Origin of the sequence: Marinobacter sp. HL-58 (assembly GCF_001314605.1) — a bacterium.
In the GTDB taxonomy this organism is placed as follows: Bacteria; Pseudomonadota; Gammaproteobacteria; order Pseudomonadales; family Oleiphilaceae; genus Marinobacter.
This window is the reverse complement of sequence record NZ_LIHP01000001.1, coordinates 184,996-205,863: the sequence shown is the minus strand read 5'-3', so window position 1 is coordinate 205,863 and position 20,868 is coordinate 184,996. Positions and strand designations below refer to the sequence as shown.

Sequence of the window (20,868 nt, the reverse complement as noted above, 5' to 3'; positions counted from 1 at the left end):
CAATGGCCCGGTTTTTTATCTGCGTTCTTTCCCGCTATCAGCCGCGGGTCAGCAGATCACGCATATCACCAATGGCCGCACTGGCACGGGACAGGTAGGCTGCCATCGTCAACGAGTGATTGGCAAGCACGCCGTAGCCACTGCCGTTGAGGATTACCGGGCTCCACAGGTTCCCCTGGGTACCCTCCAGTTCGATGATGATCTGCTTGGCACTCGACACCGCATTCTTGTCATTCAGCACCTTGCGAAAATCCACTTCGATCGCATGGAAGATATGTAGCAGGGCCCATGCAGTGCCCCTGGCCTCGTAGAATACATCGTCCACTTTGTTCCACGGGGTTTTCACATCGTCGCCGGTTGCCTCTTCCGAGAGGGGATCATCAAGATCAATATTGGCGACTGAATCAGACACGGATGCCTTGCCGACACTCTCACCAAGGGTTCGCGACAGGCTTCCGAGACGGGTTTCAAGATCCGCCAGCCAGTTGGCCAGGTTATCGGCCCTTGCAAAGAACTGGGCATCAGGTTGCTCGGGGTGCGACAAGCGGTCCAGATAACTGTGGAGAGCATCAATACCGCGACGATACTCAGCCTCGGTGGACGGGATGGCCCAACTTTCGCTGTCGAAATGGAACTGGGGTTCGGTAATCACCAGATCGCTGTCTTCGGCCGACTGGCTCTGGGAGCGGCTGATGTCCTTGCGCATGGCACGGGAGAAATCCCGAAGTTGCACAAGAACCCCGTATTCCCAGTTCGGCATGTTATCCAGCCAGAGTCCCGGCGGGAATAAATCGTTGGAAATATAGCCGCCCGGCTTTTCAAGCATGGTTTCAGCGATGCGGATGATGGTTGCAGTGGTTGCAAATCCGGTGACAGGCTCCCGGTCCATTTCTTCCGCAACGGTTCTGGTATGCTCTCGAACCGAGAACACATCCGGTTCACTGCTCCAGATCATGCCTAGAACAATCGTGACGAGGAAATAGACAACCAGCACAGCCAGAATGAACTTTCCGACCACCCCTCCGCCGCCGGCAAAATCCGTGACGTCTTCTTTGCGATCACTGAAATACTGTCTGATTTTTCCTGCCATCAGTTGTTTCTTCCCTTGTCTGTCGTTATGTCCGCACTTTCCCCTCGTTTACCATGAAGCAAAGGTGGGGTTTATGCAATTTGAGCCTTGCCAGCCGATTTCACCGCCCCGCCTCAAACGGGCGCCCAAGATGGTACCCCATTGCTCCGTCTATACCGAGACCTGCAAGGGCCGATGATTCACTGGCGGTCTCGACACCGGTCACATACACCCGTACGCCCCGGCTGTGTGCCATGGTAGTCACGGATTCGAGGTAGAAGCGGTTGTCTTCGTGGCTATCAATGTCGTGGATGAAGCTGCTATCAATACGCAGGGCCTGGAATCTCAGATTCCTGAGATAGCTGAACGGCACACCACCCACCCCGAACCGGTCGACAATCACCGGCACCTGCAACCGGTTCAGGGCACGCACCAGCAAACCCACCCGGATTCGGTGGTGGTGAATGGCCTGTTCGGAGACACCTATTTGCAGCCGCTGCCGTTCCGGCCCCGTTGCGGACAGTTGCTCCAGAAGTTCCTGGCGAAAATCGTCACTGGCGACGGAAACCATCCCCAGTGTCATGGCCAACCGCGTTTCGGGCTGCTCCCGCAGCAACGCAAGCGCGCGCCCCAGCACCCAGCGATCAATATCAGGAGTCATACCGAAACGCTCTGCCATGGGTACGAAGATGGCGGCCTTGATCAGTCCGTCAGGGGTATTCATGCGGGAGAACACCTGGTGAAAAAGTACGTCGTTGCCCTCGCTCCCCACCATGGGCTGCAGCCAGAGTGACAACTGCTCCACCCGGATCGCCCGCTCGATGATCGCGCGCCATGTTTCGCTGCTGTGGTGTTCGACCCTGTCCGTATCGGCGGCGTGGCAGGCGGAGGATTCATCCGACTGGGCCTGGCGAAGCGCCTCATCCGCTGCGGACATCAGGTCGTCAACATGACGATTCTCCGCTGCCTGGGCAATCCCGGCATGCACCGCAACTTCCATCGGGGCGGCAAGATCCGAGTAGATGCCATCGAGTTCCGCAACCAGCTCGCGACACCATATCAGGCCGTCTGCCCGGGATATGCCGGGCAGGAATATCCCGAACTCGGCACCGGTCAACCGGCCGGCGAAGGCATCACCGTGCTGACGGGTAAAGGCATCGATCGCCCCGGCAATGCGAACCAGCAGCCCATCCGCCTCTTCCCGCCCGAAGGTCTGGTTGTAAAGGGAAAACTCCGCCAACTGTATCAGGAACAGGATCCCCGGTGCTGCCCGCTCCTCCGACTCCACCTCTACCTTGAGCCGTTGCTCGAAGGCCCGCCGGCTGGCAAGCCCGGTCACGCTGTCCTCATTGTTGACTTTCCGCAGGTGCTGGATCAGCCTGGCCTGGCCCTCAAACAGCTGGCCAAGGTCATCCGCCATCTGGTTCATGGCGCGGGTAACCTGGTTCAGCTCCCGGGTGGAGGTGATATCCACCCTGCGTCGAAAATCACGGCGGCCAAGGGCCCTGGCCTGCGTCTCCACAGCTCTTAGTGGTCGCAAAAGGCGGGTGATTGTCCAGAACAGACCGATCAGTCCCACGCCGCCAACCAACACGGAACCGGCGGCGGTACGAATGGTGACCTTCCAGAGATCTTCATAGGCCCGGCCCGGATGACTCACCACCCGAACCTTGCCCAGACGGCTCCAGCCCCGAACCACTTCTGCTTCTGCTGCAGGCAGCGGCAGATCGGCCAGGGCAACAAACCAGCCAGGTACGGCAATTTCACGAAGTGATGCTTCCCTGCCGACAATTTCCTCACCGTTGTTATCAAGGTAAACCACAGAAAGGTATCGGCCACTGTCGAACACAGCATCAATCAGGGACGAGGAGGCCACCGGATCACGTCCGTCAATGGCGTTGGACAGGGAAAGACCGATAGCGGTGGCACCATCCTGTGCGTGCCCGCGAAGCTGATCGGTCATGTAATCCCGGAAACGATCAAAACTCACGCTGACAGCAGCAATCAGGACCAGTGACAACAATCCGCCAGTAAAGAGCAACAGCAGTCTGCGCAGGGTAATCACACCCTGCTGACGGGAGATTTTCAGAGTTTTCCGCATCCGTGCCATAACGGGCAACCCCTCGCTGAAAAACCGTTACCGGCAAGCTGATGTGACCTGCACCGCATAGTTGACAAACATTTACATAGAGTCACCTACGCCGACAACAATAAACACTATAGACTCTGCAAAAAGACTAATGTTGAATTCAGCTGCCTGTAACGGAGACGGGGGGCCCGGAAAATAAAAGACAGGCCGGAGCACAATGAACGACGAAAGCCAGAAAGACAAACTCAGGCAGCACTTTGCTCGCCGCGTCACCACCCAAGCACGGGTTGTACTGGATACATGGCAGAAAATCCACGAGGATACAGGCCAGTCTGCCGCGTTCAGAAGCGATTTCGCCAGGGCTGCCGACAAGCTGGTTCGCTATGCCAGGCGGTTCGAGATGGCGGGCCATGCGGAATCCGGGCAGAAAGTGTTCGACCTGATCAGCCAGTGGCCGGAAGGCATTTCTCTGCCAGAGGGGCTGGATCGCCAGCTGCAGGATGCCATTGAACAGCTTTCCCGGTGCACTCTCCGGCGCACTGATCAGACAGCCACCGAAGCCCCCCAGCAATACCGCCGCACTCCTGTCTACATCGCATTATCCAGCGAGGAAATGGCCAGTCGGCTAATTCGCCAGCTCGAGTTTTTCGGCTTCCGCGCCTCGGCATTTCACACCGCCGACAAGTTGATTGAGGCCTGCGCCCTGCACAAGCCGGAAACGATCCTTATGGACGTCAACTACGGCGGTGAACCACTGAGCGGCATTGCCACCATTGAGCGCCTGCAGGAACGCCACGATACGCCGATCCCGATCATTTTCATGAGTGACGAGGACGGCACCATCGAAACACGGCTGCGGGCCTCCCGCTGCGGGGGTGAGGAGTTTTTCTTCCCGGCGGTCGACCCAGGCCAGCTGATCGAAAAGATCGAAACCTATACCCATGGCAACACGGTAGAACCCTACAAGGTACTGGTTCTGGATGATTCCCGTGCCCAGGCCAAGTTCATGGAAACGGTACTCAAAAAGGCCGGGATGACGGCCCATATCATTACCGACCCCATGCAGATCATCCATGCCCTGGAGGATTTCTCTCCCGAGATCATCATCCTGGACATGTACATGCCCGGCTGCACGGGCATGGAAATCGCACGGGTGATTCGGCAGCAGGACCGCTTCCACAGTGTGCCCATTATCTACCTCTCTGCCGAGGAAGATGTCAGCAAGCAGCTTCACGCCATGAGTCTCGGGGGCGACGACTTTCTCACCAAACCCATCGACCCCAAGCACCTGATTGCCACCATCCATAACCGCGGCCGGCGTGCCCGCTCACTGCTGGCGCTGATGATCCGCGACAGCCTCACCGGCCTGTTCAATCACACCCACACCCTGCACCTGCTGGACCAGGAAATCGTGAAGTGCCGGCAGAAGAACCAGTCACTTTGCTTTGCAATGATCGACATCGATTACTTCAAGAAAGTGAACGACACCTTCGGGCACCCTATCGGCGATCGCGTGCTCAGGAGCCTGTCCATGTTCCTGAAACAGCGGCTGCGCAAGACCGACCACATAGGCCGGTATGGCGGCGAAGAGTTTGCCATCATCCTGCCCGACACGCGGGAAAGCGACGCCCGCAATGTGCTCAATGAGATCCGTGAACGATTCTCGGAACTGTTACAGCCTGCAGGCGACCGGGAATTCAATGTCACCTTCAGCTGTGGCGTTGCTGCCTGGAATGGCGACAGCTCACAGGCGCTGTGTGAACGGGCCGACAGGGCTCTGTATCGCTCAAAGGAGCAGGGCAGAAACTGTGTCACCGCAGCGAGCGAATAACAGACGGTGTTCGAATACGGCAATAACCGAACATGAAACCAACGTCTTATAGAACTCCTTCCCTCCGTTAACGACAATGGCACCCTGTACAGCAAAGATCGCGACAGAGGTGCCAGGATACTTTTTGACACACGGCCGAATGTCAAAAAGTGTTGATCTGAAGACCTCAAGCACGCACCATTGGGTGAAAATGCCGCTAAAGTCGGCGATCCTGTAGCCAAGTGAGCAAGGCGGATACAATCATGGCGACCATCCTCGTCCTGCATGGACCCAACCTGAACATGCTCGGAACCCGCGAGCCTGAGGTCTATGGTCATGAAACGCTGGCCGATATAGATGACCGATTACACCGGAAAGCCGCCGAAGATGGCCATCACCTGCTACATTTACAGTCAAATGCGGAATATGAACTGATTGAGCGGATTCATGAAGCCAGATCAGAAGGGGTGGATTTCATCATTATCAACCCGGCGGCATTCACCCATACCAGTGTTGCACTGCGGGATGCCATGCTGGCATCGGGCATTCCGTTTATTGAAGTACATCTTTCCAACGTGCATGCGCGGGAAGCCTTCCGCCATCACTCTTATTTTTCTGATATCGCCGAAGGCGTTATCTGCGGGCTGGGCAGCCTGGGGTACGACCTTGCACTCGAAGCCGCCCTGCAACGAATTCATCGATAGAACTGATTAAACGGGATCGGACTGACTATGGACATTCGCAAGATCAAGAAACTTATCGAGCTGCTGGAGGAATCCGACGTCGAGGAGCTGGAGATTCACGAGGGTGATGATTCGGTTCGTATTTCCCGCCGTCGGGAACAACTGGCTGCGCCACAGTATATGGCCCAATACCCCGCAGCGGCACCCCAGCCCGCGCCGTCTTCCCAGGCAGGGGCCCCCGCTTCCGATGAGCCTGCCAAGCCGGCAGAGCCCTCTGGCCACGCCGTGAAATCGCCGATGGTGGGTACTTTCTATCGCTCACCCTCACCTACGGCCAAGGCATTCGTGGAAGTCGGACAGTCGGTAAAAGCCGGCGACGTGGTGTGCATCGTGGAAGCCATGAAGATGATGAACCAGATCGAGGCGGACAAGAGTGGCACCATCGCCGAGATTCTGGTGGAGAACGGGCAGCCGGTAGAGTTTGACCAGCCGCTGATCATCATTTCCTGAACCCGGTGATACCCTCATGGCTATGTTAGAAAAAGTTCTGATCGCAAATCGCGGCGAGATCGCCCTGCGCATTCTGCGCGCCTGCAAGGAGCTGGGAATCAAGACCGTGGCCGTCCACTCCCAGGTTGACCGTGACCTGATGCACGTGCGCCTGGCGGACGAGTCCGTCTGCATCGGCCCCAACAGCGCCGCAGAGAGTTACCTGAACATCCCGACGATCATCAGTGCGGCGGAAGTCACGGACTCCGTGGGCATTCATCCGGGTTACGGCTTCCTGGCTGAAAACGCGGATTTTGCGGAACAGGTTGAGAAAAGCGGCTTCCGCTTTATCGGCCCCCGGGCTGAAACCATCCGCCTGATGGGCAACAAGGTCTCGGCCATCAATTCCATGATCGAAGCTGGCGTACCCACCGTTCCCGGCTCCGACGGCCCCCTGACAGACGACGACCAGCGCACCCTGGAAGTGGCCAGACGCATTGGCTACCCGGTGATCATCAAGGCGGCCTCCGGTGGCGGTGGTCGCGGTATGCAGGTTGTCCACTCTGAAGCCGCCCTGCTCAAGAGTGTGCAGATCACCCAGAGCGAAGCCAAGAACACCTTTGGTGACGCCACGGTGTATCTCGAGAAATACCTGGAACGCCCCCGCCACGTGGAAGTTCAGGTACTCGCGGATACCCACGGCAACGTGATTCATCTTGGCGATCGGGACTGCTCCATGCAGCGCCGGCACCAGAAAGTCCTGGAAGAGGCACCCGCCCCGAACATTGACCCGGAAGCCAGGGAATTAACCCTTAAAGCCTGCGTGGATGCCTGTAAGAAGATCGGTTATGTGGGAGCGGGCACTTTCGAGTTCCTGTATCAGGACGGCGCCTTCTACTTCATCGAGATGAATACCCGGGTTCAGGTCGAGCATCCGGTTTCCGAAATGGTCACCGGCGTGGACATCGTGCGGGAACAGCTGCGAATTGCCAGCGGTCTGCCGCTGCAGTATACCCAGGACGAGATCAAGATCTCAGGTCACGCCCTGGAATGCCGCATCAACGCCGAAGACCCGCAAACCTTCGTGCCCAGCCCGGGCAAGGTCAAGCACTTTCACGCGCCCGGTGGCAACGGTATTCGGGTGGATTCGCACCTGTACAGTGGCTACACGGTACCCCCCTTCTACGATTCCATGGTGGCCAAGCTGATCACCTGGGGAGATGACCGGGAAATCGCCCGTCGTCGTATGAAGAACGCGCTCGACGAACTGGTCGTCGAGGGTATCAAGACCAACCAGGCTCTGCACCGGAAGCTGGTGCGCGATGGTGGCTTCAAACAGGTAGACTTCACCATTCATTATCTGGAAAAACTGATACGGGACTGACCCGTCAAGTTGATTCGTCTGCCAACAGGACACCAACATGCCCTGGATACAACTACAGATCCCGGCTGATCCCGACACTGCGGATCAGCTTGAGGATCTGCTGATGGAGATGGGCGCTGAAGCCGTCTCCATGGAAGATGCCGCCGACCAGCCCCTGTACGAACCCGATCCCGGTACCACACCGCTCTGGCACCAGACCAGTGTCACCGGCCTGTTCGGGTCTGACCGTGATATTGAAGAGCTGTGCGCGGCCGTCAAGGACGCCTGGCACCAGCAGACCCAGCAGTCACTGCCTGACATCAGCGTGACGCTGGTGGAGGACAAGGACTGGGAACGGGAGTGGATGGACGACTTCAAGCCGCTGCGCTTCGGGGAGCGGCTCTGGATTGTACCCAGCTGGCACGATGCACCCGACCCGCACGCAGCCAACCTGCTGCTTGATCCCGGGCTGGCGTTCGGCACGGGAACACATCCCACGACAGCCCTGTGCCTGGAATGGCTTGATGGCCAGGACATGGAATCCCGGCAAGTCATCGACTACGGCTGTGGGTCCGGCATCCTGGGGCTGGCAGCGCTGCTGCTTGGAGCCGATCATGTCATTGGTGTCGATACAGACCCCCAGGCGCTGGAAGCGAGCCGGGAAAACGCACGCCGCAACAAGGTGGAGGAAGACCGCCTGGACCTGTTCCTGCCCTCGGACGAGCCGGACACCATGGCGGACGTCATGCTGGCCAACATTCTGGCCCAGCCGCTGATCGGCCTGGCGCCCAGGCTCGCAGCGAAAGTGAAACCCGGTGGCCACCTTGTACTGTCCGGAATACTTTCCAACCAGGCCCGGGAGGTCATGGAAGCTTACGAACCCTGGTTTGTCATGGACGAACCAGAGCAGCGCGAAGAGTGGATACGGCTCACAGGACGGCGCAACGACAGGTGACGGAATCGGCTGAACCGACTAAACTCCGTGACTCGTAGCGATGTCGCTTACAGGAATGAAGCATGACCCAGAGCAGCCTGCAGACACGATGCCCGAAATGTGAAACCCGCTTTCGGGTGACCGACGCCCAACTCAGCGTAGCCGGCGGGAAGGTGCGCTGTGGCAATTGCATGGCAGTGTTCAATGCAGTGGAGCATCAGGTCAGGGGCAGCACTTCCGGAGAAACGAAAGAGCCCGCCTCCGGGCCGGCGCCCAAACAGGACCAGCCGGCAGAGCAGAATTTCACGGCAGACGATGACCTGATTTTTGCAGACAACCCTGAGGAAGATGCTGCTGAAGGCCCATACGCGGGTACCAGGCTGACGTTCTCGGATGACGAACTGAGCGACAGCTTCCGCACAGTCGACGAACGCACGAGTGGAAACTTTGAGGATGAAGACGACGAGAACCGGGAACGAATAGACGAGAGCTGGGCCGAGGCCATGTTGTCCGAGGACGAACCAGCACACAAACCGGAACCGTCCCCAGGAGCGACCGACGAGCCGCCCCAGACTCGCGAGCCGGAACCTTCGTCACCTCAACCTGCTGAATCCGAGAAAGACGATACCCCGGAGCAACCTGTCAAAGCACCACCTCCGGAACGGCAGGACCTGAGACTGGAACCCGTCGATGAACCGGAGGGTTTCTACGTCGACCGGCCTCAGCCGTCGTCATTCGATTATGACGCCGGTCCGGTTTCCGACAGGGAGCCCATGACGGCCAGCTCACCCTATACCGACCTGCGGCGGGAGCCAGTGTCGGTTGCCGGCCAGGGCGGCGGTCGTCTCAGAAAAATCCTGTGGACCCTGGTGGTTCTGGCCCTGATCGGCGTTCTGATTGCACAGGTCACCTGGTTTCAGTTCGACCGTCTGTCCTCCATACCGGAGCTACGCCCTTTTTACGAACAGGGCTGTGAAATTGCGGGATGTGAACTGAAACCCCTGGTCGATGTGGATGCAATCCAGAGCCGCAAACTGGTGGTAAGAACCAATCCCGATGACCGCAGCCAACTGGTAGTGGATGCAGTCATCATCAACCGGGCGGCATTCGAGCAACCGTTTCCCGCCATTGCCCTGACATTCTCCAACCTGAATGGCGATGTCGTTGCCCAGAGCGTCTTCACACCAGGCGAATATCTCGCCGGAGAAGGCAAAGAAATGGACGCCATGCCTACGGATACACCGGTCCGGATTGTTATTGATATCCGGGATCCGGGAAGAGATGCGGTGAACTATAATATCGCCTTCCGAGCCAATCAGGAGTGAGCAAGTCCTCACTTGCGAAATAGTGGGGACCCCATCGAGTTGCCTGAAAGTCAACCAGAAAGAACGAAAAATAATCAACTTTTTCATGACTTCGCCCCTTCAATAGCATCCCTCCCGGCGGTATCATTACCGCCCTTCGGATCAGAATCGGTTACTTATTGAGCAACCATTCATATCCGGCGTTCGCTTAACCCGCTGTGACACGGACTCAGATCATGCTGCCAACGGCAAACATCGGGCCGTACACCCTGCCCAATCCGCTGATCGTTGCGCCCATGGCCGGTGTAACTGATCGTCCCTTTCGCCTGCTCTGCCGGCGCATGGGTGCAGGGCTGGCAGTATCTGAAATGGTCATTGCGGACAGCAAACTCTGGCACACCCGCAAGTCACAGACCCGGATGAACCACCAGGGTGAACCGGAACCCAGGTCGGTACAGATCGCCGGTGGTGATCCTGACATGCTGGCCAACGCCGCAAGGCTGAACGCCGAATTCGGGGCCCAGATCATCGACATCAATATGGGTTGCCCGGCCAAGAAGGTGTGTAACAAGGCCGCCGGCTCGGCCCTCATGAAAGATGAAACGCTGGTGCGGGAAATTCTGGAAGCCGTTGTGGCTGCTGTGGATATCCCCGTGACCCTCAAGATGCGTACCGGGTGGGATCGTGAGCACCGGAACGCACCACTGATTGCCCGCATGGCGGAAGACGCCGGCATTCAGGCTCTGGCGATCCACGGCCGCACCCGCGCCGATGCCTACAAGGGTGAAGCGGAGTACGACACCATCGCCGAGGTGAAGTCCCGGGTCGGTATACCGGTATTCGCCAACGGTGACATCACATCGCCGGAACAGGCCAGGCACGTGCTCAATCACACCGGTGCCGATGGCCTGCTGATCGGGCGCGGTGCCCAGGGCCGGCCCTGGATCTTCCGGGAGATCCTGCATTTCCTGGAAACCGGCAGGCATCTGCCGGAACCACCGGTGGACGAGGTGGAGCAGGTGCTCAGTGAACACCTGGACGCGCTCCACCAATTCTATGGTGAAACCATGGGCGTTCGCATCGCCAGAAAACACGTGGGCTGGTACCTGCAGTCCCACGACGAAGACAAACGATTCCGTAAACGCTTCAATGCCATTGACTGCGCACTGGAGCAGAAAGACAGCATTCAACAGTACTTTGCAGGCTTACGAAATGGAGAGGTATTCGCAGCATGACCGCTGAGACTTTGGCTAATGACAATCTGACCCAACCCGCCAACGATGATGTCCATCAGTTGCAGACGGTAAACAGCAGCGGCAACACCGTTACCCTGCGCGACAGCGTGGAAGTTGCCCTGAAAAATTATTTTGCCCAGCTTGATGGTGCGCCGGTAACCGAGGTGTACCAGCTGGTGCTTTCAGAGGTGGAGGCGCCGCTGCTGGAGCAGGTAATGAAGTACACCCGCAACAACCAGACCAAGGCGTCCACCATGCTGGGACTGAACCGGGGTACCCTGCGCAAGAAACTTAAACAGTACGGTCTGCTATAATCCAGCTACCCGATTGAAACGAGGGCCTCCCGGACAACATTCGCGAGGCCTTCATTCGTTCATACCCAGCAGAAATAAGTGACCCATGGCAAATCAGGCTAACACCCCCGTCCGTCGCGCGCTGATCAGCGTGTCAGATAAAACCGGTATCGTTGAGTTTGGCCGCGCACTGGCAGATCGCGGCATAGAATTGCTTTCCACCGGAGGCACTTTCCGTTTGTTGAAGGAAAACCAGGTTCCCGTCACCGAGGTGAGCGATCACACCGGCTTCCCCGAGATGATGGATGGCCGCGTCAAAACCCTGCATCCAAAAATTCATGGCGGCATTCTGGGACGACGGGGCACCGACGATGCCGTGATGGCAGAACACGGCATTGCGCCCATCGACATGGTGATTGTTAACCTCTACCCCTTCGAGGAAACCGTGGCCAGACCGGATTGTGACCTGGCGACGGCTATCGAGAACATTGATATCGGCGGCCCCACCATGGTTCGCGCCGCAGCCAAGAACCACAACGACGTTGCCATCGTGGTGAACACGTCTGATTACAGCCGGGTGCTGAAAGAGCTGGACGCCACCGATGGCCAGCTCACCCACAAGACCCGGTTTGACCTTGCTGTGAAGGCGTTCGAACACACCGCTGGGTATGACGGTGCTATCGCCAACTACCTGGGTGGCCGCACCGCCGACAATGACAACGCCGACTTCCCCCGCACCTTCAATACCCAGTTTGTGAAGGTGCAGGACATGCGCTATGGCGAAAACCCGCACCAGCGCGCAGCTTTTTACACCGAGCGCCAGCCCCGGGAAGCCTGTATTGCCACCGCCAAACAGCTGCAGGGCAAGGAGCTGTCCTACAACAACGTGGCCGACACCGACGCCGCACTGGAGTGTGTGAAGCCCTTCGCCGATCCGGCCTGTGTTATCGTCAAACACGCCAACCCCTGCGGCGTGGCCATTGGCACGGATATACGGCAGGCCTATGACCTGGCCTTCGCCACCGACCCCACCTCGGCTTTCGGGGGCATTATCGCCTTCAACCGCGAGCTGGACGCAGTAACCGCCAAAGCCATTATCGACCGCCAGTTCGTGGAAGTGATCATCGCACCGACCATTGCTGCCGAAGCCGTGGAACTGGTGGCCGCCAAGAAGAACGTGCGCCTGCTGGCCTGCGGTGAGTTTGACGGCGAGCGTGCAAAAGCCCTGGACTACAAGCGTGTCACGGGCGGCCTGCTGGTGCAGGACCGTGACCTGGGCATGGTCGCCATGGAAGACGTCAAGGTGGTGACCGACCGCCAGCCCTCCGAACAGGAACTGAACGACCTGCTGTTTGCCTGGGAAGTGGCCAAGTACGTCAAATCCAACGCCATTGTCTACGCCAAGGCCGGACGCACCATCGGCGTCGGTGCTGGCCAGATGAGCCGGGTATACAGCGCAAAAATCGCCGGTATCAAGGCCGCTGACGAGGGCCTGGAAGTGAAGGGCTCCGTGATGGCATCGGACGCCTTTTTCCCGTTCCGTGATGGCATCGACGCCGCTGCCGAAGCCGGCATCACCGCCGTTATTCAGCCCGGTGGCTCCATGCGTGACCAGGAAGTGATCGACGCCGCCAACGAGCATGGCATCGCCATGGTGTTTACCGGCATGCGTCATTTCCGGCATTGATGGGAGTGGGTATCGTGTCGGATTACGCCTGCGGCTAATCCGACCTACATGTTGCTTCAGACTTGACCGTAGGTCGGATTAGCCGAAGGCGTAATCCGACAACCAGGAAAATGACTATGAACATTCTAGTGATAGGCTCCGGCGGCCGCGAACACGCCCTCGCCTGGAAAGCCGCCCAGTCTCCGAACGCGGACCGGGTCTTCGTGGCTCCCGGCAATGCCGGCACCGCCCGCGAACCCGGCCTGGAGAACATCAACATTGATGCGATGGACCTCAAGGGCCTGGCGGATTTTGCCGCCGCCAACAACGTAGGCCTGACCGTTGTCGGCCCCGAGGCACCCCTGGTGGCCGGCATTGTGGACCTGTTCGAGGAACGCGGCCTGCGGGTATTCGGCCCCAGTGCCGGTGCAGCGCAGCTGGAAGGCTCCAAGGCTTTCACCAAGGACTTCCTTGAGCGTCAGAAGATCCCGACTGCCGCGTATGGCAATTTCACCGATGTCGACGAAGCACTGGACTATGTGCGCAAACAGGGAGCGCCCATCGTGGTAAAAGCCGATGGTCTCGCCGCGGGCAAGGGCGTCATTGTTGCCATGACCCTGGCGGAAGCGGAAGACGCCATTCGCGACATGCTGGCCGGCAACGCCTTTGGCGATGCAGGCAGCCGCGTGGTTATCGAGGAATTTCTGGAGGGCGAGGAGGCCAGCTTTATTGTCATGGTGGACGGCGAACACGTGCTGCCCATGGCCACTTCCCAGGATCACAAGCGCGTTGGCGACGGTGATACCGGCCCCAACACCGGCGGCATGGGCGCTTACTCCCCGGCACCGGTTGTCACCCCGGATGTGCATGAGCGCATCATGAACGAAGTCATCTATCCGACGGTTCGCGGCATGGCTGCCGAAGGCCACCCTTACAAGGGCTTTCTCTACGCCGGCCTGATGATCGACGGCCAGGGTGCGCCCAGGGTAATCGAGTTCAACTGCCGCTTCGGCGACCCGGAAACCCAGCCCATCATGCTGCGCATGAAGTCAGACCTGGTAGAGCTTTGCCAAGCGGCTATCGACGGAAAACTTGACCAATGCAGCTCCGACTGGGACGAACGTGCGTCAGTGGGGATTGTTCTGGCGGCAGGCGGATACCCGGGCAGCTACAACAAGGGAGACGTTATTTCAGGGCTTCCCGAGGCGGAATCCGAAGGCGAGAAGGTGTTCCATGCCGGCACCCGGCTTAATGGAGACCAGGTGGTTACCAGTGGTGGCAGGGTTCTCTGCGCCACAGCGCTGGGGCAAACGGTCACCGAAGCCCAGCAACGGGCTTATGAAGTTGCCAGCGGCATCCACTGGCAGGGTGTTTTTTACCGCAAGGATATTGCCCACCGGGCCATTGCCCGGGAAACCTCTTAAGCCCCTCCCTTGCAAGTCCGACCAGAAGCCCGGCCATCCGCCGGGCTTTTTTATGGCTTCCACATGACGCCCAACCAACCATCCTATTTAATAATATTAATCTAACTGATAATTTTTACTTGTTGTTAATGGTTATCATTTGTATAGTTGCCGTCCTCACGTTAATTCGCTGTAACAGGAGCGCAACATGCCAACCCGATTTTCACGAAACCTGCTTGCCGTTGCAGTCATATCTGCCCCGGCTGCTGCCATGGCCCAGGAACAGAGCCTGAACGAGCTCGTCATCATTGGTGACGACGCCTCTGCATCCGCCCTGCCCGGTTCTGCGCACGTGGTGTCCAATGAAGACCTGGAAACCATGAAGTACACCGATGTACACCAGGTCGCCCGCCAGGTGCCCGGCGTATACTTCCAGGAAGAAGACGGCTACGGCCTGCGCCCGAACATCGGCATCCGCGGCTCTGGCAGCGGCCGCAGTAGCAAGGTGACGCTGATGGAAGATGGCGTGCTGATGGCACCGGCACCCTACTCCGCACCCGCGGCCTATTACTTCCCCACCTTCGGGCGCATGAATGGCGTGGAAGTGCTCAAGGGCCCGGACCTGTTGCGTTACGGACCGCAAACCGTCGGTGGCGCCATCAACTTCCGTTCTACACCTATTCCCCAGGAAGCTTCCGGTAATGTCACTACGGAGATTTCGGAAGACGGCGGCAAACGTGCCCACGCCTGGTACGGCGCCAGTAGCGAACAGATAGGTTTTGTGGTGGAAACCCATCAGCACGAAACCGACGGCTACAAGAATATCCGTGATTCCGACCGGGAAACCGGCTTCGACAAGCAGGATTATGTCGCCAAACTGCGGCTTAACTCCCCATCTGCTGCTGATATCTACCATCAGCTCGACCTGAAAGTGGATTACAGCGAAGAACTGAGCAATGAAACCTACCTCGGACTCACCGACGAGGACTTCGACGCCGACCCCAATCAGCGATATTTTGCCTCCGAGCGGGACAACATGGACACCAAGCGCACCGGTTACATGGCCCGTCATCTGGTGGACCTGAACCGCGATGTCACGCTGACCACCACCGCTTATCGCAATGAGTTCGAGCGTAACTGGTTCAAGGTAGCCGGCCTGGGCGGTCTGGTAAATACCGCCAATGGTGACGACGCCGCCGCTGTGGAAGCCCAGGAACAACTGAGAGGCGAGCGCGACTACGACGGCCTTGAAATCAAGAACAACAACCGGGAATACGTCTCCCAGGGCCTGGATTTCAAGGCCGACTGGACTACGAATATGGCAGGCATGAACCATGCCCTGACATTCGGCATCCGTTACCACGAGGACGAGGTGGACCGACTGCAGCCGGTGGAGACCTACAATCAGGTCATCCGCAATGGCCGCCCCAACCTGGATTTCCAGGGCATCACCTCAGGGGATGATATCAATGGCGGCAACAACTCGGTGCAGGACGCCGAAGCCTGGAGCGGCTTCGTGGCCGATCAGATAACAGTTACCGACCGGCTGACGGTCACCGGCCTGCTGCGTTACGAGGACATTGAAACCTCCAGCGTCAGCTACGAGCAGGAAAGCCGCACCAGCGTCGATGGAACCGAAAGCAACAGCACCAGCGAACTGCTGCCCGGTGTCGGTGCCACCTATGACCTGAACAACGGCTTCACTCTGCTCGGCGGTGTACACAAAGGTATGGCTCCTGCCAGCGCCGGCAGCAGCAACGAAGACCCGGAAACCTCTATCAATTACGAGTTCGGTACCCGATTTGCACAGGGAGCAACCCGTGCTGAGCTGATCGGCTTCTACAGCGATTATGAAAACACCATCCAGAACTGCAGCATCGCCACTCCCTGTAACAGTGGTGCAGAAACCGGCACCGAAAGCCAGGGCAAATCCCGCATCCAGGGTATCGAGGCGCTGATCGGCCATGAGTTCACCCTCGCCAACGGTCTGACTGCGCCGGTAGAGGCCAACTGGACTTATACCGATGCCGAAGTCACCGAGGACAGCGACAATGGCGACACCCTCAAAGGCGATAATCTGGCCTACCTGCCAGAGAATATCGTCAACCTGCGCGCCGGCCTGCGCGGTGGCGATCAGTGGGATGCCTACGTCAACGTCGGTTTTGTTGAAAAAATGTGCATCGATAACACCTGCGAGCGTGGCGGCGACAACACCTTCAGTGAAACCGAATCATTGACCATGGTTGACCTGTCCGGCAGCTACGCGCTGACCTCCAATGCCCGTGTGTTTGCCAAAGTGGCCAACGTGTTTGATAACCAGAAGATTGTGGCTCGCTCCCCGGACGGCGCCCGCCCCAACCTGCCTCGCACAGGCTCCGTGGGCATCAGCGTCGACTTCTGATGTCTTGATTAGCCAAATCCCGTCATCCGACGGGTTAACTCGGTAATCCTTCGACCCGGTCCTTGACCGGGTCTTTTTTTGGGGTAGTGTAAGCGCTCATGCAAACGGTCGTTTGAACCCCAGCCGCAAGGAGCCGCTCCGAATGAGACCCAGCACCACCGCCCCCCTGATTGCACTGCTGATCTGCACGCTGCTTCTCGGGGCCTGCTCCCGTTATACCCTGTACGACAACGCCATCAGCTGGGAACGTTCCGGCGCCGGTCTGGAAGCGTCCACGGTGGAGGTGGATGACATGACCATCGCCTACCTGAGCAACGAAACCCCGGTGGATGGCGAAACCATCGTGCTTATCCACGGCTTTGGCGCCAATAAAGACAACTGGACCCGGCTGGCGCGGGAACTGTCTGACGAATTCAATATCTACGCCATTGATCTGCCTGGCCACGGCGACAGCAGCAAGTCACTGGACCTGGGGTACCGGTTTGAGGATCAGGTGAGGCATCTGTCCAGAATCCTCGACAACCTGGATATTGATGAAGCCCATATGATGGGTAACTCCATGGGCGGTGCCATTACCGCTCTTTACGCAGCCACCCATCCGGAGCAGATCCGTTCCGCTGTGCTGTTCGACCCTGCCGGCATCTTTGAATACGACAGTGAACTGGTGGACCTGGTCATGGAAGGGGACAATCCCCTGATTCCCTCCAAAGAGGGTGATTTCAAGCGCCTGATTGACTTTGCCCTGGAGAAAAAGCCCTTTGTGCCCTGGCCCATCTACGACGTGATGGAAGAAAAGGCCATCGCCAACCGTGAGGTGAATGAAGTGATCTTCGCCGCCATAAGGGACACCGGATACGAACCGGATTTCCGCGATGCCATCACCCGTATCAGGGCTCCGGTACTGGTTGTCTGGGGCAAGGAAGACCGGGTGATCAACTATCGCAACGCCGACATCTTTGTTGACCGCATTCCCGACGCCCGCATGGTCTTGCTGGATGACGTAGGCCATGCGCCAATGGTGGAAGTACCGGAAGAATCCGCACAACTGTTCCGTGAGTTTCTGGCTGAAACGAGGTAGCCTTGCACTAGTGTCCCGTCTGGCTAATTCGTTAGCCAGACGGGACACTAGCCCTGTTTTCAACCGTGAAGTAACCCATGCCTGAAGCCATCTGGATTTCCTTTGCCTTTGTCCTCGGCCTGCTGGTCAAGTTGGTGGGCCTGCCTCCGCTGGTAGGCTACCTTGCCGCCGGATTCCTGCTGAGCGGGCTAGCGGCGGCAACCAACGTCGCCGTTGAGGCAACCGCTGTCCTGGAACATATTGCCCATCTCGGCGTGCTGTTACTGCTTTTTACCGTCGGCCTGAAGCTGAAACTCCGCTCCATTATCAGCCCCGAGGTGATTGGCGGAAGCCTGCTGCATTTTGGTATTACCTGTGTTGTTTTCACGCCCGGCCTCTATCTGTTGCTGGACCTGGAATGGCAGACCGCATTCCTGCTGGCCATCGCGCTGTCGTTTTCCAGCACGGTACTGGCCGCCAAGGTGCTGGAAACCAAGCGGGAACTGCGGGCATTTCATGGCCGCGTCGCCATCGGCATATTGATCATGCAGGACCTGATTGCACTGGTGGTGATGAGCCTGGCTGCCGGCCAGACGCCATCCCAGTGGGCGATAATCGTGTTTGGCCTGCCATTATTAAGGCCCTTGTTATTCAAACTGCTGGATGCCAGCGGCCACGATGAATTGCTGGTCCTGCTCGGATTGTTATTGGCTCTGGTTGTTGGCGGGCTGGGTTTCGAAGCAGTCGGGCTCAGTTCGGAGCTTGGCGCCCTGGTGTTTGGCGCCATGCTGGCCAGTCATCCCCGCTCCCAGGAGTTGGCAAAATCTCTCTGGAGCGTGAAAGAAGTCTTCCTCGTGGGTTTTTTCCTGCAGATTGGTATTGGTGGCCTGCCTGACGACCAGGCACTGGTTTTTGCGGTGGTCGCCGCGATCGTTCTGCCGTTGAAAGGTCTGCTGTTCTTCTTCCTGCTGTTGCTGTTCAGGCTCCGTGCCCGAAGTGGTTTTCTCAGTGCCCTGTCGCTGACCAACTACAGCGAGTTCGGCCTGATTGTCGCCAGTATCGCCCTGCCGGAATGGCTGATTCCCCTGGCGATCACGGTGTCCCTGTCATTTGTGATCTCCGCACCGCTTAATCGCTATGCACACGCCCTTTACGAACGTTGGTCCGGTTCCCTGGTACGATTTGAAAGCCAGACCCATCACCCGGACGAACAACCGATATCTCTCGGAAGCACCAGGGTTCTGGTCATGGGCATGGGAAGAACCGGCACGGCGGCCTATGACTGGCTGCGGGAATCCGAACCTGAACTGATAGGGCTGGATTCAGACCCGGCAAAAACACGGAAGCATCAGGAGGAAGGCCGCAACGTGGTTTTTGCCGACGCCGAAGACAATACTTTCTGGCAGGGACTGCACATGCCCGACCTGCAAGCCGTTATCCTCGCCATGAACGATATAGAAGGTAAAGTTATCGCCGCCCGGATGCTGCGCCGCAAGGGGTTTACCGGCTATATCGTCGCGCACACCATGTACGCTGACGAAGCCCGCAAGATCCGGGAAGCGGGTGCTGATGAAGCCTATCTCACCATGAGCGAAACAGGCGTGGCACTGGCAAGCCATCTCAGGGATCAGCAGCCCGCCGTACCTTCGCAAACTGCGGGAGTGCTCTGATGTACGAACCCAGGGGGTCTGCCGAAAACACAATGACCCAGATGACTTCTCTGCATGAGGAGCGTCTGGATTTTGTATTCAGAACGATCAAGTCGACAGGGGCCAGGCGGGTGCTGGATCTGGGCTGTGGTTCCGGGTCGTTGCTGTACCGGCTGCTGGCAGACAGTCAGTTCGACAGGGTTACCGGGCTGGAAGACTCTGGCGTTTCCCTGCGCCAGGCCCGATCCGTCCTGGCAGGCTACCTGGACGAGACACCCGCCAGAATCCAGCTGATTCGGGGCTCCTATGCCGAGAGCAACCCGGCTCTGGGGGGCTATGAGGCGGCCACCATGGTGGAAACCATTGAGCATGTGAACCCTGAGCAGCTTTCCAGGGTTGAACGGGCCGTGTTCGGGGAATACCGTCCCGGCTGTCTGTTCATGACCACACCGAACCGGGAATACAACCCGCTGTTCGACCTGGCACCGGGGGAATTCCGCGAGGAGGACCACAAGTTCGAATGGGACCGGCTCAAGTTTCAGCGCTGGGCACGGGGCGTGGCCGACCGGACCGGCTACGATGTCCGTTTCGGCGGTATCGGGGAGTTTGTAGCTGATGTCGGCCACCCCACCCAGACAGCGTTTTTTACCCGCAGGGACTGATCCGCGCGTCAGCGAATCCTGCGCCAGGCACTGAGTTCCGCAATGGTATGCTGGAACTTGCGGCGGGTCTCCCGGATCACAAAAGGCACATCCTGGGGCGGCTGGATCTCTTCAAAGTGGGATGACAGAACCTCGCGAATACCATCCAGCACGGTCCGCGGCTGACCATTGCGCTCGAAACCGCCAACCCAGTTGGCCCGGGGCGTAAATTCTTCCATCAGGGTATAGGGTGAACTGATCACCAGGGTGCCGCCATCCGCCAGCCGTTGATGAATGTCCCGGAGGAACGCCCCGGGATCCTGGAGCCGGTCAATCAGGTTACCGGCAAAAATCAGGTCATAATCCCCGTGTTCCTCGCTCAACTGGCAGGCATCCCCCGTGGCGAAGGATACCCGCGCCGCCGCCCTGGTCAGGCCAAGCTCCTCGAGGCTTGCCGTCACCCTGGTGCCCAGTTCGCCTTCATCCCGGCGAAAGTAATCGATCACACCATCCTGCCGGAGATTCTCCGCAGCATCGACAAAGCTTTTTGACAGGTCCACACCCACGACCTGATCAAACACCCGGCCCAGCTCGAAGGCTGTCCGGCCAACCGCACATCCCAGATCCAGGGCTTTACGTTTTTCCCGGCCAGCCATCAACTCCTGGCAGATGCCGGCGCAACGGGCCGGGTAATTGCCGACACCGAAATAGCTCTCCCCGAAATGGAATCCCAGGTACTGGCTGAGCAGTTCGTCGGTTTCGTAGACATTCATGGCTGATCC

Annotated in this window: 17 protein-coding genes; 14 read left to right on the top strand and 3 right to left on the bottom strand. The window is 58.4% G+C overall.

The window, feature by feature from the left end; translation table 11 throughout:
- Positions 1-37: 37 nt before the first annotated feature.
- Together HLUCCO03_RS00905 and HLUCCO03_RS00900 are read right to left on the bottom strand one after the other, a co-directional pair.
- On the bottom strand, positions 38-1,090 hold the full coding sequence (locus tag HLUCCO03_RS00905) for a DUF2333 family protein (protein ID WP_027829796.1): 1,053 nt from the start codon (positions 1,088-1,090) through the stop codon (positions 38-40).
- 100 nt (positions 1,091-1,190) lie between these two features.
- The gene (locus tag HLUCCO03_RS00900) at positions 1,191-3,179 is read right to left on the bottom strand and encodes an EAL domain-containing protein (protein WP_027829797.1); all 1,989 of its coding nucleotides are present in this window, start codon (positions 3,177-3,179) and stop codon (positions 1,191-1,193) included.
- 196 nt (positions 3,180-3,375) lie between these two features.
- Here HLUCCO03_RS00900 and HLUCCO03_RS00895 point away from each other — a divergent pair, with 196 nt between their 5' ends.
- The 14 genes from HLUCCO03_RS00895 (at position 3,376) to HLUCCO03_RS00830 (ending at position 20,107) form a co-directional block, all read left to right on the top strand.
- Positions 3,376-4,989, top strand: coding sequence for a diguanylate cyclase (locus HLUCCO03_RS00895; protein ID WP_027829798.1), 1,614 nt, complete (start codon positions 3,376-3,378; stop codon positions 4,987-4,989).
- A 242-nt stretch (positions 4,990-5,231) separates the two neighbouring features.
- A complete protein-coding gene (aroQ, locus tag HLUCCO03_RS00890; protein ID WP_027829799.1) occupies positions 5,232-5,672 on the top strand; it encodes a type II 3-dehydroquinate dehydratase in 441 nt (146 codons plus the stop codon).
- Positions 5,673-5,699: 27 nt separating this feature from the next.
- Positions 5,700-6,161 (top strand): acetyl-CoA carboxylase biotin carboxyl carrier protein, encoded by a 462-nt coding sequence (gene accB / locus HLUCCO03_RS00885; RefSeq protein WP_027829800.1) that lies wholly within the window; start codon positions 5,700-5,702, stop codon positions 6,159-6,161.
- 16 nt (positions 6,162-6,177) lie between these two features.
- A complete protein-coding gene (gene accC, locus HLUCCO03_RS00880; protein WP_292016585.1) occupies positions 6,178-7,524 on the top strand; it encodes an acetyl-CoA carboxylase biotin carboxylase subunit in 1,347 nt (448 codons plus the stop codon).
- Between the two features lie 37 nt (positions 7,525-7,561).
- Entirely contained in the window at positions 7,562-8,458 is an 897-nt protein-coding gene (prmA, locus tag HLUCCO03_RS00875; RefSeq protein WP_027829801.1) for a 50S ribosomal protein L11 methyltransferase, read from the top strand.
- Between the two features lie 62 nt (positions 8,459-8,520).
- The gene (locus HLUCCO03_RS00870) at positions 8,521-9,762 is read left to right on the top strand and encodes a DUF3426 domain-containing protein (protein WP_027829802.1); all 1,242 of its coding nucleotides are present in this window, start codon (positions 8,521-8,523) and stop codon (positions 9,760-9,762) included.
- A 215-nt stretch (positions 9,763-9,977) separates the two neighbouring features.
- Entirely contained in the window at positions 9,978-10,976 is a 999-nt protein-coding gene (gene dusB, locus HLUCCO03_RS00865; protein ID WP_027829803.1) for a tRNA dihydrouridine synthase DusB, read from the top strand.
- The gene (gene fis, locus HLUCCO03_RS00860) at positions 10,973-11,290 is read left to right on the top strand and encodes a DNA-binding transcriptional regulator Fis (RefSeq protein ID WP_027829804.1); all 318 of its coding nucleotides are present in this window, start codon (positions 10,973-10,975) and stop codon (positions 11,288-11,290) included. Before dusB ends, fis begins: the two co-directional genes overlap by 4 nt.
- A gap of 85 nt (positions 11,291-11,375) precedes the next feature.
- Positions 11,376-12,956: a bifunctional phosphoribosylaminoimidazolecarboxamide formyltransferase/IMP cyclohydrolase gene (gene purH / locus HLUCCO03_RS00855; RefSeq protein WP_027829805.1), complete on the top strand. Its 1,581-nt coding sequence runs from the start codon at positions 11,376-11,378 to the stop codon at positions 12,954-12,956.
- Between the two features lie 116 nt (positions 12,957-13,072).
- Positions 13,073-14,359, top strand: a complete 1,287-nt coding sequence (gene purD, locus HLUCCO03_RS00850; protein ID WP_027829806.1) for a phosphoribosylamine--glycine ligase — start codon at positions 13,073-13,075, stop codon at positions 14,357-14,359.
- 187 nt (positions 14,360-14,546) lie between these two features.
- Positions 14,547-16,739, top strand: coding sequence for a TonB-dependent receptor (locus HLUCCO03_RS00845; RefSeq protein WP_027829807.1), 2,193 nt, complete (start codon positions 14,547-14,549; stop codon positions 16,737-16,739).
- A 142-nt stretch (positions 16,740-16,881) separates the two neighbouring features.
- On the top strand, positions 16,882-17,817 hold the full coding sequence (locus HLUCCO03_RS00840) for an alpha/beta fold hydrolase (protein WP_027829808.1): 936 nt from the start codon (positions 16,882-16,884) through the stop codon (positions 17,815-17,817).
- Between the two features lie 77 nt (positions 17,818-17,894).
- A complete protein-coding gene (locus HLUCCO03_RS00835) occupies positions 17,895-19,466 on the top strand; it encodes a cation:proton antiporter family protein (RefSeq protein WP_027829809.1) in 1,572 nt (523 codons plus the stop codon).
- Positions 19,466-20,107, top strand: coding sequence for a methyltransferase domain-containing protein (locus HLUCCO03_RS00830; RefSeq protein ID WP_051603717.1), 642 nt, complete (start codon positions 19,466-19,468; stop codon positions 20,105-20,107). The genes HLUCCO03_RS00835 and HLUCCO03_RS00830 overlap by 1 nt, the downstream gene beginning before the upstream one ends.
- A gap of 8 nt (positions 20,108-20,115) precedes the next feature.
- Here the strand turns inward: HLUCCO03_RS00830 and HLUCCO03_RS00825 are convergent, their stop codons facing one another.
- Positions 20,116-20,859 carry a putative 4-mercaptohistidine N1-methyltransferase gene (locus tag HLUCCO03_RS00825; protein ID WP_027829811.1) on the bottom strand — a complete coding sequence of 248 codons (744 nt, stop codon included), beginning with the start codon at positions 20,857-20,859 and terminating at the stop codon, positions 20,116-20,118.
- Between the last annotated feature and the right edge of the window lie 9 nt (positions 20,860-20,868).

What these genes read in the sequence shown, in the direction of transcription:
- HLUCCO03_RS00905 (WP_027829796.1), bottom strand. Translation starts at nt 1,090, where the DNA reads ATGGCAGGAAAAATCAGACAGTATTTCAGTGATCGCAAAGAAGACGTC.
- HLUCCO03_RS00900 (WP_027829797.1), bottom strand. Translation starts at nt 3,179, where the DNA reads ATGGCACGGATGCGGAAAACTCTGAAAATCTCCCGTCAGCAGGGTGTG.
- HLUCCO03_RS00895 (WP_027829798.1), top strand. Translation starts at nt 3,376, where the DNA reads ATGAACGACGAAAGCCAGAAAGACAAACTCAGGCAGCACTTTGCTCGC.
- aroQ (WP_027829799.1), top strand. Translation starts at nt 5,232, where the DNA reads ATGGCGACCATCCTCGTCCTGCATGGACCCAACCTGAACATGCTCGGA.
- accB (WP_027829800.1), top strand. Translation starts at nt 5,700, where the DNA reads ATGGACATTCGCAAGATCAAGAAACTTATCGAGCTGCTGGAGGAATCC.
- accC (WP_292016585.1), top strand. Translation starts at nt 6,178, where the DNA reads ATGGCTATGTTAGAAAAAGTTCTGATCGCAAATCGCGGCGAGATCGCC.
- prmA (WP_027829801.1), top strand. Translation starts at nt 7,562, where the DNA reads ATGCCCTGGATACAACTACAGATCCCGGCTGATCCCGACACTGCGGAT.
- HLUCCO03_RS00870 (WP_027829802.1), top strand. Translation starts at nt 8,521, where the DNA reads ATGACCCAGAGCAGCCTGCAGACACGATGCCCGAAATGTGAAACCCGC.
- dusB (WP_027829803.1), top strand. Translation starts at nt 9,978, where the DNA reads ATGCTGCCAACGGCAAACATCGGGCCGTACACCCTGCCCAATCCGCTG.
- fis (WP_027829804.1), top strand. Translation starts at nt 10,973, where the DNA reads ATGACCGCTGAGACTTTGGCTAATGACAATCTGACCCAACCCGCCAAC.
- purH (WP_027829805.1), top strand. Translation starts at nt 11,376, where the DNA reads ATGGCAAATCAGGCTAACACCCCCGTCCGTCGCGCGCTGATCAGCGTG.
- purD (WP_027829806.1), top strand. Translation starts at nt 13,073, where the DNA reads ATGAACATTCTAGTGATAGGCTCCGGCGGCCGCGAACACGCCCTCGCC.
- HLUCCO03_RS00845 (WP_027829807.1), top strand. Translation starts at nt 14,547, where the DNA reads ATGCCAACCCGATTTTCACGAAACCTGCTTGCCGTTGCAGTCATATCT.
- HLUCCO03_RS00840 (WP_027829808.1), top strand. Translation starts at nt 16,882, where the DNA reads ATGAGACCCAGCACCACCGCCCCCCTGATTGCACTGCTGATCTGCACG.
- HLUCCO03_RS00835 (WP_027829809.1), top strand. Translation starts at nt 17,895, where the DNA reads ATGCCTGAAGCCATCTGGATTTCCTTTGCCTTTGTCCTCGGCCTGCTG.
- HLUCCO03_RS00830 (WP_051603717.1), top strand. Translation starts at nt 19,466, where the DNA reads ATGTACGAACCCAGGGGGTCTGCCGAAAACACAATGACCCAGATGACT.
- HLUCCO03_RS00825 (WP_027829811.1), bottom strand. Translation starts at nt 20,859, where the DNA reads ATGAATGTCTACGAAACCGACGAACTGCTCAGCCAGTACCTGGGATTC.